The 17,444-nt window shown below is 38.5% G+C and carries 17 protein-coding genes and 1 pseudogene; 6 read left to right on the plus strand and 12 right to left on the minus strand.

Features of this window, described 5'->3' with window-relative positions:
* From KIM67_RS17740 to KIM67_RS17755, 4 genes are all read right to left on the minus strand, one after another.
* Positions 1–2,663, minus strand: a 2,663-nt coding sequence (locus KIM67_RS17740; protein ID WP_213832899.1) for a DUF4347 domain-containing protein, incomplete at its 3' end; no start/stop codon positions are given.
* 578 nt (positions 2,664–3,241) lie between these two features.
* Positions 3,242–3,865, minus strand: coding sequence for a Crp/Fnr family transcriptional regulator (locus KIM67_RS17745; RefSeq protein WP_213832900.1), 624 nt, complete (start codon positions 3,863–3,865; stop codon positions 3,242–3,244).
* Positions 3,866–4,514: 649 nt separating this feature from the next.
* Positions 4,515–4,721, minus strand: coding sequence for a tyrosine-type recombinase/integrase (locus tag KIM67_RS18655; protein ID WP_313788450.1), 207 nt, complete (start codon positions 4,719–4,721; stop codon positions 4,515–4,517).
* Positions 4,722–4,764: 43 nt separating this feature from the next.
* On the minus strand, positions 4,765–5,037 hold the full coding sequence (locus KIM67_RS17755; RefSeq protein WP_213832901.1) for a phage integrase SAM-like domain-containing protein: 273 nt from the start codon (positions 5,035–5,037) through the stop codon (positions 4,765–4,767).
* Positions 5,038–5,734: 697 nt separating this feature from the next.
* On the opposite strand from KIM67_RS17755, the pseudogene KIM67_RS17760 reads away from it, so the two are divergent.
* A pseudogene (locus KIM67_RS17760) lies at positions 5,735–6,212 on the plus strand (RNA polymerase sigma factor RpoD/SigA); the annotation flags it as partial.
* A 289-nt stretch (positions 6,213–6,501) separates the two neighbouring features.
* Here the strand turns inward: KIM67_RS17760 and KIM67_RS17765 are convergent.
* A complete protein-coding gene (locus KIM67_RS17765) occupies positions 6,502–7,551 on the minus strand; it encodes a DNA topoisomerase IB (RefSeq protein WP_213832903.1) in 1,050 nt (349 codons plus the stop codon).
* Positions 7,552–7,769: 218 nt separating this feature from the next.
* Between KIM67_RS17765 and KIM67_RS17770 the strand changes: the two genes are divergently transcribed.
* The gene (locus KIM67_RS17770) at positions 7,770–8,219 is read left to right on the plus strand and encodes a PA2169 family four-helix-bundle protein (protein WP_213832904.1); all 450 of its coding nucleotides are present in this window, start codon (positions 7,770–7,772) and stop codon (positions 8,217–8,219) included.
* 88 nt (positions 8,220–8,307) lie between these two features.
* Here KIM67_RS17770 and KIM67_RS17775 read toward each other — a convergent pair whose 3' ends face one another.
* From KIM67_RS17775 to KIM67_RS17795, 5 genes are all read right to left on the minus strand, one after another.
* The gene (locus KIM67_RS17775; RefSeq protein WP_213832905.1) at positions 8,308–8,460 is read right to left on the minus strand and encodes a YqaE/Pmp3 family membrane protein; all 153 of its coding nucleotides are present in this window, start codon (positions 8,458–8,460) and stop codon (positions 8,308–8,310) included.
* Positions 8,461–8,847: 387 nt separating this feature from the next.
* Positions 8,848–10,620: an FAD/NAD(P)-binding protein gene (locus KIM67_RS17780; RefSeq protein WP_213832906.1), complete on the minus strand. Its 1,773-nt coding sequence runs from the start codon at positions 10,618–10,620 to the stop codon at positions 8,848–8,850.
* Positions 10,621–10,680: 60 nt separating this feature from the next.
* Positions 10,681–11,199 carry an App1 family protein gene (locus KIM67_RS17785; protein WP_213832907.1) on the minus strand — a complete coding sequence of 173 codons (519 nt, stop codon included), beginning with the start codon at positions 11,197–11,199 and terminating at the stop codon, positions 10,681–10,683.
* A gap of 18 nt (positions 11,200–11,217) precedes the next feature.
* The gene (locus KIM67_RS17790) at positions 11,218–11,637 is read right to left on the minus strand and encodes a hypothetical protein (RefSeq protein WP_213832908.1); all 420 of its coding nucleotides are present in this window, start codon (positions 11,635–11,637) and stop codon (positions 11,218–11,220) included.
* A 53-nt stretch (positions 11,638–11,690) separates the two neighbouring features.
* Positions 11,691–11,852 carry a hypothetical protein gene (locus tag KIM67_RS17795; protein ID WP_213832940.1) on the minus strand — a complete coding sequence of 54 codons (162 nt, stop codon included), beginning with the start codon at positions 11,850–11,852 and terminating at the stop codon, positions 11,691–11,693.
* A 170-nt stretch (positions 11,853–12,022) separates the two neighbouring features.
* Between KIM67_RS17795 and KIM67_RS17800 the strand changes: the two genes are divergently transcribed.
* The 4 genes from KIM67_RS17800 to KIM67_RS17815 all read left to right on the plus strand — a co-directional run bounded on the left by KIM67_RS17800 (position 12,023) and on the right by KIM67_RS17815 (position 16,208).
* Positions 12,023–12,913, plus strand: coding sequence for a YihY/virulence factor BrkB family protein (locus tag KIM67_RS17800; protein ID WP_213832909.1), 891 nt, complete (start codon positions 12,023–12,025; stop codon positions 12,911–12,913).
* 30 nt (positions 12,914–12,943) lie between these two features.
* Positions 12,944–13,765, plus strand: coding sequence for a formate/nitrite transporter family protein (locus tag KIM67_RS17805; RefSeq protein ID WP_213832910.1), 822 nt, complete (start codon positions 12,944–12,946; stop codon positions 13,763–13,765).
* Between the two features lie 294 nt (positions 13,766–14,059).
* Positions 14,060–14,623 (plus strand): type 1 glutamine amidotransferase domain-containing protein, encoded by a 564-nt coding sequence (locus tag KIM67_RS17810; RefSeq protein WP_213832911.1) that lies wholly within the window; start codon positions 14,060–14,062, stop codon positions 14,621–14,623.
* 61 nt (positions 14,624–14,684) lie between these two features.
* A complete protein-coding gene (locus KIM67_RS17815) occupies positions 14,685–16,208 on the plus strand; it encodes a GH3 auxin-responsive promoter family protein (protein WP_213832912.1) in 1,524 nt (507 codons plus the stop codon).
* 3 nt (positions 16,209–16,211) lie between these two features.
* Here KIM67_RS17815 and KIM67_RS17820 read toward each other — a convergent pair whose 3' ends face one another.
* Positions 16,212–16,883, minus strand: coding sequence for a hypothetical protein (locus KIM67_RS17820; RefSeq protein WP_313788451.1), 672 nt, complete (start codon positions 16,881–16,883; stop codon positions 16,212–16,214).
* Between the two features lie 6 nt (positions 16,884–16,889).
* Positions 16,890–17,357, minus strand: a complete 468-nt coding sequence (locus KIM67_RS17825; protein WP_213832913.1) for a hypothetical protein — start codon at positions 17,355–17,357, stop codon at positions 16,890–16,892.
* Positions 17,358–17,444 lie beyond the last annotated feature (87 nt).

Here is a 17,444-nt window from a genome sequence, read left to right on the forward strand (position 1 = left end):
AATCCATAGGATGCGATGCTACAGTTGTCCGTTGAACCGTTGTCCATATCTGCGGCGGTTATTGATGCATTTCCCGTGGCATCCAAATATGCAGTGAGGTTTTGTGAGACTGCAGTAGGATTGATTTCGTCCGTGACAGTTACCTCTGCGGTCGTAGTTGATACATTTCCATTATTATCCGTGACCGTAAGGGTCACTGTATTGGAACCAATATCAGAACAAATAAAATCAGTTTTACTAAGGGACAGCGAAGCTATCCCAGAAGCATCATTTGAACCATTGTCAACAAGTGCTGCTGTTGTGGAACCATTTCCAGAACCATCTAACTGAACAGTGACGTTTTGAGCTATAGCAATTGGATCAGTGTTATCACTTACTTGAACATTCATTGTATAGGCATCAGTACTAATGCCGCCACGGGAATCAAAAACTTTAAATGTAAAGGTCGCATATGGGTTTCCAGATGCATTTGATGGTGCTTTAAAGTTTAAAAGTGTAATATCATTGATTACCGTACCATCAAACACATCTGACCCATCATATTCTAAATCACCAGCTGTTTCTGCGGTTTCTATCCTGATACCTCCAAATGTATCGCCATCTGTGTCAGTAAATGAAAAGTCATCGCTACCAAATAGGTAATTGGAACCATTATTCACCTGAATTTGTCCATTGGCACTGGTGGGTTTATTATTACTGATTACATTTATGGTAAAATTCTTCTCATAAAATTCTCCCATTAAATCGGTAGAACGAACCGTCACAACATAATTACCAGAGGTTAAAAGCGAAGAATTGGCCACAATCAAGCTATTACCGTTTACAGTAAACCGACCTCCGCCATTGTTAGAAAGTGAGTAGTCGTGCTGGTCATTGGGGTTGTTACCATCTGTAGTGGTAAGCGTACCAATATTTGTATTGTCTGCTGCCCCCTCACTTATTGCAGTATTGGACAACTGAATGTCAGTCGGCGCTTGGTTACTGGCAATGATGCCGAAAGTAACGGTACGTACCGCAGACTCTGCCCCATCACTGTCTTGAACCAACTTGTATGTAAATTCATCTGCACCTTCGTAGCCAGCTGTGGGCGTATAGGTAAAGCTACCGTCATTGGTGTTCAAGGATAAACTACCATGATTTACACCAGAAACCTGAACAATGGTAAATTCATCAAGGTTGGCGTCATAATCATTTTTAAGGATTCCATCTAAAAAGTCAACATTCAAAGTGGTATTTGGTTCCATGCCATAAGAATCGTCTTGGGCAGAAGGTGGTATTGGATCATCCGCGGCCGAGGCCTTTTGTATATTGCCAAAGGTCACGTTTCCCTGTGAATAATTGTAAAAACCAAATCTTCCTGCAGGAAATTGAGCGACCCCCGCGTCCGCTGCGGACACATCAAATTTTTCTACACCATTCACCCTTACACGTATTCTATTTGCCGTATATAGTATTTCTATCTGATACGTAACTCCATGCTGCCAAGGATCATTATTGGGCCCTTGACCAATCAATGTGCCACTGACTGAGCTCCAGGACATGGCAGTTGTTTTTTTGAATAACAAATGAGCGCCACCACTGCGAACACCCATACTGATTCCTCCCATATCCCAAGACCATATATAGGTATCGTTTACACCATTAAAGCCAAAAGCAAATCCAATATCATCATCATCACCAGCACCTGCATCGACTGTAATTGTCCCTTTAAATACCTCGTTTAAATATCCGGAATCTGGACTTAAGAGATAGACCGGACTACTAGTGTTGTTGGCTTGATAAGCAGTACGCCCCGTATTCTCTGGGTAAGTCCAATTACCGTCACCACCTGACCCCTCATTTACTTCTTCAAAAGTTCTTAAGTCTTCAAAATTCAACGATTGTAAGGTATGTGCATAGCCTCTTACGTGTTCCGAAAATGCAATTTGAGATTCTATGGTTCCCGTATTGTATTCTAGTTCCCAGTCCCCATTTTTGGAAATGTGCCCCGTTAGGTCTGTCGATGCCGCAACATCCATATCAGTGAGCGAAGCCATTAGATCAACCATCTGTTTTCCGTTTACCGTTTCTGCCAAGGAACAACCATATAAAAACAGATCGGCGGTAGTAGAGACATGGCTTTTCCAAGAATCTAGTTCTGATTTAATCATATTTAAGTCATCCATCCAAAAGTTGTCAGATCCAAGGATAAGCTCTGCCGGTTTGGCATGGCCCACAATATGTATGGATTCCAAGCCATTATACTTTTGAATTTCCTGCGTCATTTTCAGAATCCCTTCATTATTGTTCGGATTCAAAAAAACGATTGCTGAATTCTTTAAATCAACATTAGCTTCTAAGATTTCATAATCAGGTAAGGAAGTATCTATGAAAATCAAATGTTCAATTTGGGATTTATCTCCTTCAAATGATTTTTTATCAATAGACATTATGTGCTTGTCTGAATAAAAATCAGGAAGTTTTTTCTTTTTAAAAGAATCCCCTAATATTACTAATTCAGTAGATGTGTCATTGATATTCCCAAGTTGTTCCTGTTCTTCAATACCCTGATCGATGAAAGCCAAATCATTTGATTGAACAGAAAAAAGAAACATAAAGAATACGACGACGAGCATAGCCATCCTATTCTTTTTGAAGACGTTTAGGTGTAAAGGTTTTTTCATGTTAAAGTTTTATAAATAATTATTGGTACAACTGATTTTTATAACTCTAGAGATTCCGACAACATCGTTTTCCTTAAAACCATGTCTTTTGAATTTTTGGAATCTGTTAAATCTTAGAGATTGAAAGCTCTGCGCAAGGAGTTATTGATTACATATTGAAGTGCAGTAAAGCAAATAATGGATTTTTGAACGTAGATTTGAATCATTTGTTATCAATTTAATGTTGTAGTATTATTCTTGTTTTTTATGTAAGATTGATAACGGACTTTTTTTTCTTTCGTTCAATTTTTTTTCAATTCGCTTGATAAATATCAATTATGAGTTTTATAGATTGTTTTTCATCAACACGAAAAACATAAAAATTGACTTTTCTGGTAACCGAATAATATGGATAGGTTCAAATGAAGTAGTATATTTTTGGTCTGATCAAGTTCTCAGAATAGATTGATTCCCTGAATTTTAAGCAATAGTATCACTATCAATTTCAATTAGAAAAGTAGCCTTAAGAGATTTTAAGGTTTTGAAATTGGAGGGCTCTGTGTGGTTCTACCAAAAAGTTTGTGAAGGTGGCATCTAGACTATTCCCTTTCTCCTTTTACTATCAGTCCAGTATGTTCTTTGATAATTCTTGAAAGCGTCTCTGGTCTCATAACAAGTAATGAGGCAAGGTATTTATTTGGAATTCTGTTCAATAATTCTGGTTTATTGGTTTCCACAAAATAATTCCATCGTTCAAGAGCGCCCGGTATTCTGGCCATATACGCCCTATTCTCAGCTTGAATGTAATAATCTATCAATAACCTACGGTATAGTTCACTGATCTCAGGAAATGTCCGTAACCCATATTCCAAATCTTTATATTCTAAGTATAAGCAATCGGTATCCTCAAGACATTGAATGCTCTCCTTAGCGGGCTGAGCTGTAAAAAAACCTGTTATGGACGTAAAAATCTCATTATCCGTACTTATCCAAGTCGTAATATCTTTTTTGCCGCTTATAAAATACCCTCGAACCAATCCTTTTTTAATTAAATGCAATTTGGTACATAACTCTCCTTTTTGGTAAACAATATCACCTTTTTGATGTTGGACACTTCTTACATGTTCTGCCAAAAAGGCTTTTAGCTCTTTGCTTAAAGGAACTATGGAATTGAGATAAAGTAATGCAAAAAAGTTTTGATGAATCTTCTTGGTCGGTCTCATCTAAGAAAGCAATGTAGGTTATGCACTAAATCCTAATTAATGGTATACGAACGCCATATACAGTCTTGTTTAGTCAGCAACGAATTTAGTAAATGCAGAAATAAAAAAAAACGAAAAGATAGTGCTAGAAAAACAAAAAGCTAAGGGACGTCCCACTTAAAATCCGTCATCTTGTCATTGGAACCTGCTCAAAGATTGTAATACCACTATTCGGTCCGGATTGACCAAAAACCATATGCTTGCATGGTTTCTTCCAGTAATTTTCGATTAACTCTTAGTTGGTATAACTGACTTATGCTGATTTCAGAAGAGATTGAGATGTACTATTAGCTAAGGCACAAAGGATTTTAAGCTTACAGACAGATATGGACGGATTTGGAAATATATGTTTCAGATTCAATTCCTAAAAGATAAAAATTGTTTAGCTTGTAGTGTACAAAGACATCATAAATATTGCAATAGAAAATAATGATTTTGAGCTTAGTTTAGAGTTCGGTTAAGTCTTCTTAGTTTTCATTGTAAAATATTGATATATTACAAATTAAAGATAGTGGGTTAATCCTGTCACCCTGACAGTTTTAGTTTCATTTGAATCCAAATAACACCAAATCATATTTATAAATTTGTACGGTATTGTATTGAGAACTCCTTATATTTCCTCTAATTTTTTTTGTAAAAGTGCGATATCCTCCTCTACTTTCGAATCAATTATTTTAGCATGATGCTGCGTAGTCCGCAAATTCTTATGACCTAACATTTTCCCAACTGTTTCTATTGGAACCCCGTTAGACAAGGTGATGGTTGTTGCAAAGGTATGACGGACCAAGTGGTTGGTAATTTTTTTTTGATATTGCAACTATAGGCGATTTCTTTAAGATAGGCATTGGATTTTTGGTTGCTCAAAACAGGAATCGCACAATTTTTTTGAAGTTGTTTACATATTTTAAGGACGAGTTGTGGTTACAAGCCTTAGCTGTTTTCAATAAATACTCCAAGCCCTCAATAAAATTTAAATTCACATTACTGATGGGAATATCCAATACATGATACTCCTCTTTCAGATGTTCTGCAACATGACTAAGCGTGGTATGGTATCTTTTGTAAGTCCCTAAGGCAAAATCTTTTCCAATCAACCTTTCCATTTGGGAATTATGCTCATCGAAGATTTCCATTAATATTTTCGTCCCCCCCCCCCATTTTTTAGAAAGATGTTCTTTAAGATGATACAGAGGTGCTGTCCTCCATAAGATTCTGGTGAATTCTGTTGAGCTTTGCAGTCAACGAATTTATATATGAGTTGATTTCCTGAGCGACTTGACTGACACCCTTTATCCCTCCTGCTCTGCTATTCCATTTCTAGACGGGTACTTTCCTGTTTATACTTATTTCAATTCCTTATTTATACCTAAATAAGCATAATTCTTAGTATTGTAATGAGTGTTTGGCTACTATTATTATTGTCCAAAAAACGTTCGTGTCGCCGTCCTCTTGGCATATAAGATTTCAGGTTTTCTGATTTAGTGGTTTTGACCGAAATATAATAAATGGAATTAGACCATTATATTAGATTAATATCCGTTTCTTTACCAAGCTTTACAGACCGCCAACGAAAATTGAGCCAGTCTTGAAATAAAGAGAGCCCTCTTTATTGCCATTTTTCAATTATAACAAGGGGCCCAATCTAAGCTATCTTTTGAAAGTTTCAACATTCATCTACCAAATACCGTAAAGACTTACGTTATTACTGCTTTTGCATTACCCCCTTGGCCAAATCAATAGGCAAGATTGAAATTGGACAAAGGAACCACCCTAAAGGCAACGGAAACCTAATTTATGTCCGAAAATCGTTATGGTTAAACACCAAATACTATGAGACCACTTTCAATTGCAAAACAAGTTACCAATAGGGATGGTGAATCACTTAAAAGATATCTGGTTGATGTAGGCCGTATCCCGATGATTACGGAAGACGAAGAGGTCGAATTAGCGATTCTTATAAGAAAGGGCGACAATTTAGCTCTTGAAAAGTTGGTCAATTCCAATTTGAGGTTTGTTATATCAGTGGCCAAACAATATCAGGGTCGGGGTTTGAAATTACTTGATTTGATAAATGAGGGAAATCTCGGATTGGTTAGGGCCGCCTCCCGATTCGATGAGACCCGTGGGTTTAAATTCATTTCCTATGCCGTTTGGTGGATACGCCAAGGGATACTTCAGGCGTTGACAGAAACTACAAGAATGGTGAGATTGCCTTTGAACAAAATAAACGTGATCAACAAGATAACCAAAGCTTCCTCCAATTTCGAACAAACCCACCAACGACTCCCATATGCCGAGGAAATCTCGGAATTGATCGATGTTTCCCTTGCTGAGGTTCAACTCTGTATGCAGAATCTAACGACTATGATTTCAAAGCCGCTACCAAAGAAACCATAAGAGATCTTTCAGATCAGTTGCAAAAGCGAAAAAGGGATTTCACTTCTGGGATAGCATCATGAAGAAAATTTTAAAAGTAGCAATGTTGGTAACAAAAGGCAGAAAGGCAAAACTACTCATATTGGGCATGCATGCCGCATATACGGGATATAAATTACTTCGCAAAAACAAGACTTTCAAGAAAACGTAAAGTTGAATTACTACGTCCAATGGGGCTGGTGCAGGTCCTCAAGAAGTGCCAGTAACCCTTTTTCGGAGGCCGTGCGACCGTAGTCATCATCAGTTTCTTCGTCCACCATTTTGAAATAATTGATTATTTGACCATTTAGATAGACCTTTTCTATTAAAGGGTGAACGTAGTATTTTCTGCATACATTTCTAGTATTCCCGAGTTCTCTTGAAGCAGAATCATAAGCATTTAAGATATAACGCTGTTGTTGGCGTTCATCTGGTGTGACTCCAAAATCATAGAGGGTATCAAAAAAAATCAATGATGCCGCCCAAGTTCTAAAATCCTTGGCACTGAAGCGTGAGCCGAAAATGGAGTGGATATAATCATTCACCATAGTACTGTCTACAGTCTTTTTTGCTCCCATTGGACCATAATATTTAAAAAGTTCCCATCCTGGAATCTCCTCACACTCACTCACCAGTTTGACCAATTTTTTATTGTTCAGGCTCACCTTGTGCGCTTTGCCTTTCTTTCCGACGAATTCAAAACGTAGCTTGTCCTTAAATATGTTGACATGTTTTTTACGTAGGGTAGAAAGGCCATACGTTTTATTCCGCTTTGCATATTGTACATTTCCAATCCTAATATGTGTCTCCTCCATAAGTCTCACAATTAGGGCAACCACCTTTTTTTTGTGCCAACCATCTTTGTTTAAATCTTCGTCAACCTGCTTCCGGATTTTAGGTAATTGCTGTCCAAATGACAACATTCTGTTGAATTTCGTTTGATTTCTAATTTTTGACCATTTAGCGTGGTAACGGTATTGTTTCCTAAATCTAGCATCTCGCCCAGTTGCTTGGAGGTGGCCGTTTGGCAGGTCGGTGATCATAACTTCTTGCCAAGCAGGTGGGATAACCAGTTCTTCAATTCTTTTTAGATGGTTTTTTTGCCTAAGTTCGATGCCATTCAGTGTATATTTAAATGCATTTTTTTTGCCTACACGAAAAATCGGTAAATTGGAATCATGCACGTATACCAAGTTAAATTGTTCAATAATATCTTGGGTGTCCTCCATCATTTTTTATTAGTGGCAGCTACTTTTATTTGAATAAATCGACTCCTATTTTAGACGCCTCATAAGTTAGAATATTCCATTTTATTATTTGATTCGATAGCTTTTTTTAAGATCTCTTTTAGTATTTGTAAATCAATCAATATCTAAACTTTTTGAGTTGATCTTACCAAAAGGGGCTGCTTAAATTTGAGGTATTAGTAACATATTAAAGTACATAAAAGATGAATAGTTTCACTGAAAATGTAGCCGAAAGGCTGAATGAATTAATTGAAAAAAATATTGATGCGACAAAAGGCTTCAGCAAAGCGGCGGAGAACGCTTCTTCATCGGAATTGAAAAATTATTTTTCAACAAAAAGCGAAGAAAGACAAAATTTCGTTGCCCAACTAGAAACGATTGTTGGAAGAACTGGAGAGGAAGTTGAGGATTCCGGTAGCCTCACAGGTACAGCGCATAGAACATGGATGGACGTCAAATCATTATTTTCCTCTGACAATGATGAGGCTATGCTGGAAGCAGCCATCACGGGAGAGAAAGCCGCAGTAGATGAGTACAAAGAAATTTTAGACGAACCTTTACCTATGGAGGCAAAAGAAGTGCTTCAAAGGCAACTGTCCAGAATTGAATCGGGTTTGAACCGTATCAAGGTCTTGGAAGACTTGGCGGACTAGGGCTATAAAACTTAAGATTCGCTACTTATTTAAAAAGGGCGAGTGGTAAAACCACTCGCCCTTTTTAATTTTGATACCGTAATTGGTATTATTTATTTACATAAAAGGCATGTATGACACCAGGTAGCCAACCTATCAAGGTGAGTACGATACTGATCAAGAAAGTACTTCCCAGACCGTGCTTTAAAAAGACACCCAATGGCGGTAATATAATATTTAAGATAATTGTTAAAATTGACATACTTTGATTATTAAATGTGTTACTGATTATTTGTAATGGCCATGCTGATAAGAATTACGTGTCGAGTTGGACCCTGCCCATACTCTGTGCTTTAATGCCCATCTTCCAGCTTCAAGTAAAATATTGATATCATTGCTAGAAATAGGTAGGTCTGAAAATGTTCTCGGACTCCTTCGATTTTCGATGTGGGATACTAATTTGTAATTGGCTTTAGCTTCTTTTTTTATAATTGTCTCCAAGGCGACTGTAATTTCATAGTTGACCCCAAGATGCTTTAAATTGAGTCATTCCAGTTGCCGAAATGATTTAAAAGTTAATGCTATAGCATCACCTTCCTTATAATGCGGTTGGGTACCTTTTGTTACCTAGAAAATATTGTGATGAAGTTTAGGTGGGTTTCGAAGCACTCGTTTGCGTTGTAGTCTCCGCATTCAATACTCTATGAAAAACCCCTTTGGCCCAAAATTTCGACCTTACCCCAAAGCACTCGGCAATGGCATCCACACCTATTAAGGTGCCTTTTGCCAACCTGCCAAGTACGGAAATCGGTAACTTCAGGTGTTCTGAACGAGAAATTAGGGTACCGTCTTTTTGGGTTTCAATTGCCAAATCATTGTGCAAGGGTTGAACTATTGAATCTTCACGGAGCTGTTCTATGAGTTTACTTTTTACCAAGCTGAGTTTAGGGGTATCCAATACCGAATTAATCATAGTATCAACATGAATCGATTCTTCACCTTTTGAAAGCTCCCATCCTTCTTTTGTAGCAGTTACATCAGGGTTGTTTACTACATCAAAGGTCAATAAATTGACGTCAGACAATGCCAAAAGCTGCTGAAGACTATCGACGGGTGGCCCATAGGAGTATCTTTTTAATCGTTCATCTAAGTCAATGACTTTAGCAATGACTTCATCTTTCAGAGGGGCAAATGAGAGTGTTTTGTACATCGTGGGCTGGCAATGACGCCAAACATGGCCGATGACGTAGTCCAAACTTATTTTTGTGGTATGGGTCGCCATAGCAACAAACTTTTGGAGTAAGGTTTTGGTCGACAATTGTTTTGGAAGTATCAGGTCATGCTCAAAATCACTATCAAGTAACCAAGCTTCTATGATAGTCTCAAGCCCTTGATTTGACAATTTGTGCGGTATGGTGAGATTACTTAACTGTGTAAATTTCTTTGCAATTATAGGGGTTATCGCTTTAATAAGAAACTCAGGGGAATTAATGGTATTTGTGCTGTTCAACCTATTGTCGATAAAAGCCACATAATTAGTAAGTTCTTCATCTGTAACCACATAATGCTCATCGATTTTTCTGTTCAACGGTTTCGGTGCCATGGGCAACCCATCAAGTGAAAAGGGAACGATACGGTCAGGTTCTTTGCCGCTGGGTTCATAGACCATTTTTCGTGTCATGGTATCCATGACCGTAAATGTGCCTCCAACCCCTTCACTTAAGGCTCTGCAAACATCAATCATCGCCAGACCAAAGCCGCGCACACCTACTGATGGTCTTGAGGTGTTGCCCAACTTGTCTTGAAACATTTTCACCGGATAGGGCATTTTGAACAACTGCAGTTCAGCGGAATCATTTGACCGTTTCAACCAATGCGCCATTTGTTCATCTTGGTATGTGGGTTGGTGCCCCACGCAAAGTACGATTTCATCAACGGTATGGCTATTATCTCCGGAATCTGTTATGCTGACCGATTCATTGGTAAAAGTTATAGTGGTCACTTCCCTTTTTATAAGGTTGTAGAGCCCCAAAGGTTTCAAAACCGCAGTAATACTTAGATAGCGATCATGAAGGTATTGCCCCAGCTCGGAACGTAGCGGAAACTTGTCGATAGCTTCCTTGTCCAATTTTTTGGCATTGTAACCACTCCATTCTTGAAAGGTTGGAAAATATGGAATATGAAAATCATGAAAAGAAACTTCTTCTCTTGCTGGGATGTCCAGTGCTCTTGTGGTTACGTTCAACCAATTGGTCTTGGGTTGCCCTAGATCATAAACTGGGCCTGCTCCAGGATAGTTGAACGGTTCAAAAGCCAAGACCTTAACCATTGATTTGTATCTCGACGCCTCTAAAAACAAAGATTCCATAGCGGAAAGCCCCCTTGGTCCAATACCAACAATACCTATAGTGCTACATGCCATTTTTTTATGTGCTAATTTGACAGATTTATGATATAGTTCGCCCTACTAAACTGATTCCGGTTATAGTTTGAGATATCCCTTCTCAATCGCATGCATTAGCGCTTCATCAGTATGCGCTATTAACTTGATATCCACATTTTCGAAATTCTTAATTAACCGAGCAATGCGCTTGGTTTTTCTTTTATCGGAAACCGACCGAATATAGATGGTAGCAACCTGATCAGGGAATCTTTTGGCAATCTCTAAATAGATTTCGGGATCCAAATCTTCTCCATCACCGATAAGTATGAATGGTAAAGTTGGATATGTTTGTAAGATATGACTTATTTTGGTGAATTTATTGCCTTCAAGAAAAGACTTCTTCTTTTTGTTTTCCAACCCAATGTCACGCAATAACAAGGGTCCGTGAGGAAGGTTTTTCTCCTTTAAAAAGGTTTGTAGATAATCGTGCAGGTTCCATGGGCTGTTTGACAGATAAAAAAACGGGTTCTCAATAGTATCAGAACCACCTTTTGCCAATTTTGTGTAAAAACCCTGTACTCCTTCCAAGGGCATTCTCGCAGTGCTATCGGTTAGCATGGTGCTTACGATAACTTTTCATCGCAGAAAAGAATCCAGTCCCGTATGCAGAACAGTTTCATCTATATCACTGATTACCCCAAATTTCGCAGTTGCCGAAGGTCGTATCGCTGATGAATTTGCAGTAAACAGGGTCTTGCCTTTTTCTACCAAGGAATAGCTTATTGGAATCCATAAAGATGATGCATCGTTTAGGTATGGGTTGTACTCAACATCCAGATACATATAGCCTTCCTCATCAGATAATAGTGTAGTTTCACCTCCGGGCCACGTGATATGAACTTTTGCTCCTGAAATTTCATCAGTTTCAAACCTTTTGAAGGAACGGTATAAATTGCCGACAAAGCCCTCGGTCTCAATGTTTGCGATGCCCTCATTTTCAAGTACCCTAGCCTGACCGTGAATTCTGTTGTCATTCGCATACCTCTTAAAGGGCATGATTATAACTGGGTTTTTGTTATCAAAAAGCCTTGATAAATATGTGATCATCCTTATTTTATTTCTGGGTCTATTGATTTAGATGACATTGAATACAAAACCAAGTAACCAATATAACAGAAGAAAAACAAAAATGGTTCCAATACATCCACATTTACCACCACCAATTTTTTTGCTCCCAATCCTGCCAATATGGTTCGTATTAAATTTTTCATTTTTTTTATCGATTACCCGAATTTAAGATTGCTAAACTTTGGTGGTGTGCGCACAACAATTAATTGTTAACGTATTCGCATTTTTTTTTGGTTTTCTATTGTGTTTGATGATTATAAGTATATAAATTAAAACTATAGAATAGTAATTTTATCATTTATTCCTTTATGATATGCAAAAGAAAGAACAGTTTAGACCGGCTCATCTCCCAAACCTTTTAGCGATGACCTACCGACGCTGGATTGCTAAAGAGCCTTTTCGATTAAGTGCTGTTGTGGCCTACTATGCCGTTTTGTCCTTACCGGGCCTTTTGGTGATTATCGTAAATCTTGTGGGCCTGATCTGGGGGGCAGAAATAGTCCAGGGAGCGTTGACCCAAGAAATAACAAATGCCTTGGGCAGTGATACTGCGCAATCGATTCAAAATATCATTGTTGAAACCAGGGACAGCAATAAGAATGGTATCGCGACAATTTTAGGGATTGCCACCTTAATATATGGTGCCACTGGTGTGTTTTACCATTTGCAACTATCATTGAATGAAATATGGAATCTTCAACCCAATCCAAAGTCAACAGCTCTTAAGCTTCTTATTGATAGGGCAAAGAGCTTTGCATTTATCCTGGCTATCGGATTTTTGCTGTTGATCAGTTTTTTTATCACTGCGGCAATTGCAGCACTACGAGACTATTTAGGGCAAGTCTTGCCAGATTTGGTCGTTTACATTACCTTCTTTATGGACATCATTGTTTCTTTAGGTATTATAACCGTTTTGTTTGCATTAATGTTCAAATATATGCCAGATACCAAAGTGCTGTGGAAAACCGTGCGCATTGGTGCCATTATTACCGGAGTTTTGTTTTTAATTGGAAAAACGTTGATTGGATTCTATTTTAGCGAGGTTGAACCTGACTCCACCTATGGGGCCGCTGGCACTATTGTGCTTATTCTGCTATGGGTCTCTTATGCTTGCCTTATCTTGTTCTTTGGCGCACAGTTCACTAATATTTATGCCCAGAAATATGGGTTATATAAAACAATTGATACTGCTCTTGAAAAATAAATGGCGATTTTATAATTTAATACATGTGCTATGGGCAAAAAAGAAAATGATGAACTGGATGAAAAATTAAATACAAATAGCGATACAGGCGGTCATGATGAAATTTTGATCGATCAATTGTCCGAAGGATTGGAAATTTATCAAAAACAGACCAAGGCAACCTTTTTAAGCGCCCTCAGCGCTGGCATGGAAATTGGGTTCAGTTTTTTGTTGGTAGCTATTTGTTATAGTCAATTAAAGGGTTTTATTAATGAAGATTGGATTCCTTATGCCGCAGCGTTTTTTTATCCGTTGGGTTTTATCCTTGTCATCATCGGAAAATCCATCTTATTTACCGAGCAGACCTCTCTATTGGCATTGCCCGTAATGAGTGGCCGACGATCTTTTAAAGAGTTGATCAAACTTTGGGGAATCGTTATTGCCGGCAATATTTTAGGTGGGTTCATTATTGGTGGAATGCTCTTGGCCATAGGACAGTCCCTACATGTTATAACCGTAGAGGGTATTGATACCATTGCCTCCCATGTTACGGAATATCCGACGCAAATTATTTTTGGTAGTGCTATACTCGCAGGGTGGTTAATGGGTTTATTGTCTTGGTCCTTATCTTCGATAAAGCATGCTGTTGGGCAAATAGTGGTAGTATATATCATTACCTTAATCATAGGCCTGGGGGGATTTCATCATAGTATAGTCGGGAATATTGAAATTTTCACTGGAATGTTGACCGGTTCCATCAATTTTATGGACTATCTAATTACATTACTTATGATGTTGCTGGGCAATACTTTTGGAGGCGTGTTTTTTGTGGCGTTTTTAAAGTATCGAACATATACTGCTAATCTGGAGTAGTTTCCATAACGCACAAATTTTCATTGTAAGAGTACATTTCAATAGAATAGTGCATTTATTTTAGCATCAATGAAAATAAGGGGAATGACCAGGTGTGATGATTTGGCAAGTTGACATACTCTGAGAGCTTGTCTACCCTCGAAATGTATACATTAAGAAAGGGCTCCTATTATGGGAGTCCTTTTTTAGTACCTCCCTAAAAAAATTATCTTCTAAATAAGTTAATAATCCATGTATTAGAGGAAACCATGTAAATATTTGAAACCTAAATTTGGTTGAATAAAAATATACACTATGAAACTTAAAGACAAAAATGTAGCAATTTTGGCTACTGACGGATTTGAAAAATCAGAATTATTTGAACCACTAAAAGCACTGAAGCAAGAAGGAGCGAATGTACATGTTATTTCCCTTAAAGAAGGAAAAATCAAGAGCTGGGAAGGTGACAATTGGGGTGAATCCATTACTGTTGACAAAACGTTGGAAGAGGTAAAGGCCTCGGATTACCACACATTGGTACTGCCTGGTGGCGTTGCTAACCCTGATTTACTGCGAACACATGATGATGCATTATCCTTTATCAAAGACTTCTTCAAACAGGGCAAACCGGTGGCTGCCATCTGTCATGCACCTTGGTTATTGATAAGTGCTGGAGTTATTGCAAATCGAAACGTAACCTCATACCACAGTATAAAAGATGACGTAATCAACGCTGGAGCAAACTGGTCTGACCAGGCAGTGGTGGTGGATGCAGGATTGACGACTAGTCGAAATCCTGATGATTTACCACAGTTTATCGATAAGGTGATTGAAGAGCTTTGCGAGGGCAAACATGAAGACCAAGTGGTGAATGCGTAATAAAGGAATTTAAAATTATAGGGGTAGACTCATGTCCGCCCCTTTTTAAAGTAAAATCAATATGGCAATAATTGGAAGTATTATTAAGGGCGTTATTGAGGTCACTGACAAATTGGTTACACAAGATGACCCTGTACAGGAGCAGAAAAATGTATTGAAAGAGTTGTTGACGACCGCTTCATCTACGGCTTTTGGGAAACACTATGGTTTTTCAGAATTGCTTACTGCTAACGACGCGAGGCTAGCCTTTGCTGACAAGGTACCTTATTTTGATTATAATCGGATTACGAAAGCATGGTGGCACAAAGTGGTGGATGGCGAGTCTGATGTAACATGGCCGGGTAATCCTGATTACTTTGCGCTCAGTTCGGGTACCACTGGCAAAAAGAGTAAACGGATACCTGTAACCGATGCAATGATTTCTTCCATAAAGAATGCAGGAATCAAGCAGGTTTTGGCTTTAAGCAATTTTGATTTGCCCACAGATTTTTTTGAAAAGGAAATTATGATGTTGGGCAGTTCAACCGACCTTGACCAACGTGACGGTCATGAAGAGGGGGAAATCAGTGGAATAAGTGCAAGTAATATACCTTTTTGGTTTAAAGGGTACTACAAACCTGGAGAAGAAATAGCCAAAATTGATGATTGGGATGCCCGTGTTAAAAAAATAGCCAAAGAAGCGAAAAATTGGGACATTGGTGCCTTGAGCGGAATACCATCTTGGATGGAACTCATGCTCAAAGAGGTGATTGACTACAACAATCTAGAGCACATTCACGAGATATGGCCAAATTTAAGTGTGTACACCTCTGGTGGTGTGGCCTTTGATCCTTACGAGAAGAGTTTTAATGCGTTACTGGGCAGCCCCATACAGATTATAGATACCTACCTGGCATCAGAGGGTTTCATAGCCTTTCAGAATAGGCCAGAAACATCGGCAATGAAGTTGGTCACCGACAATGGAATTTATTTTGAATTTGTGCCTTTTGAGGCCGAATATATCAATCCGGATGGATCCTTGCGACAAGATGCCCCGGCACTAACGCTTGAAGAGGTAGAGACCGGTACGGACTATGTTTTAATTATTTCTACGGTTTCAGGTGCATGGCGGTATCTTATAGGTGATACCATCGAATTCACTGATGTGGAACGGGCCGAAATCAAAATTACTGGGCGAACAAAATTCTTTTTAAATACTGTCGGTTCACAGCTTTCGGTCAATAAAATGAACGATGCCGTTAAGAACTTGGAAGAGTCTATGGATTTGAAGATTCCAGAGTTCACCCTGTGCGCAAAACGCTTCGATGATGGTTTTTACCATACTTGGTATCTGGGTTCAGAAAATGGAAAGGATGCCGATAGGGCCGCCAAAGTATTGGATGATTACCTAAAACAGGCCAATAAAAATTATAAGGTTGCCCGTAGTAAGGCTTTGGAAGGTGCTAAAGTACACTTTGTCAAACCAGGGATTTTTGCAGATTGGAGTGGGGCCATTAAAAAGAAAGGAGGGCAAGTAAAAATGGAACGTGTTATGGGTGAGGATAAATTTGCCGAATGGGAAGCCTTTGTTGCGGACAGAAGATAGGCCTTATTCTTCATCATGATGGATTTTTTTGACCATTTCCATAATCTCTTCGGGAGATAGGTAGTATTCTTTGATTCTGTCTTTGTAGGCTTGATCAATTTCCGCATTGTCCAAAATAAAACGTTTGGTCTTGATGATATACTCGGCCATGCCCTGTCTGACGGCAAAAGAGTCAGCTGCCCTTTCCGCAGTCTTCACATGCTCTTTAAGAAGCACATACCGAATCCCAAAATTAATAAGGTCCCATCCACTTCGATTTTGATAATCCATCACATGTCCTAGTTCGTGGCCTAGCCAACCTATCAATACATCAGAAGGCACTTCGGTAGTTTTAAAATCCCGTCCGGAAATTTTAAACTTTTTACTGATCAATATTTTGTAGGCCCGGTTCTTTTTTGATTTCAATAAGGTCGAAAAGGCGGGCTGCGCCAACATTACCGAACGTTTGATGTTATCCTTGAATTTAAATTCAATTGGAATTTCATCCAATTCTGGGTAAAACGATCTTGCAATGCCAACTTCCTTTTGTATTTGCTTAGGTGTACTATTTTTGGGAGCAGTCCACATGGTAGTTCCAATGATTATTGATAGAAAGGTTATGATGGAAATATAACTTTTCTTTCTATTGATAAAAAAAGGGTAGATTTTACGTCTACCCTTCTCGTATATATTCATGATATTCTAAAATTGATATCGAATGCCCAGAGCAATATCTAGGTCAAGGTCATCGGAGAATTCATCGTTGAAGCCCAATTCAGGTCTCATGTCCAACGATAGTAATAGCGGAAAATCAAAGCTATATTCTATGCCCAAATCGCCTGCAACTAATGCGAATGTGCCATCGTTTTCGCCAGCGTCAAAAGAACCTATTCCACCACCAGCACCCACATACCAATTAAAACCGCCATCAATGGGCATTACCCATTGGTACAGCCCAACCAGCTTAAACGCATCTACGTCGTTTGAACTTCTAAAACCTAAGTCAAATTCTAAGCGATTGTTTTCTTTGAGATAGCGTTGATATGATATCTCACCGCCAAATCCATCATTGTCGCCTAACCGGATACCTAAAGCATTTTTAGATATGGATTGTGCGCTTGTAAAACCAAAGATCAAAGAAAAAAGTGTAATTAAAAATAAACGTTTCATAAAAAATATTTTCATCAAAAATAGCTTTGATTTTATACTTCTATTAGCACATAAGCAATTTTTATTGTCGCATATACCTTTATGCCG

It is taken from the genome of Flagellimonas sp. 389, assembly GCF_018449435.1.
Lineage (GTDB): Bacteria > Bacteroidota > Bacteroidia > Flavobacteriales > Flavobacteriaceae > Flagellimonas.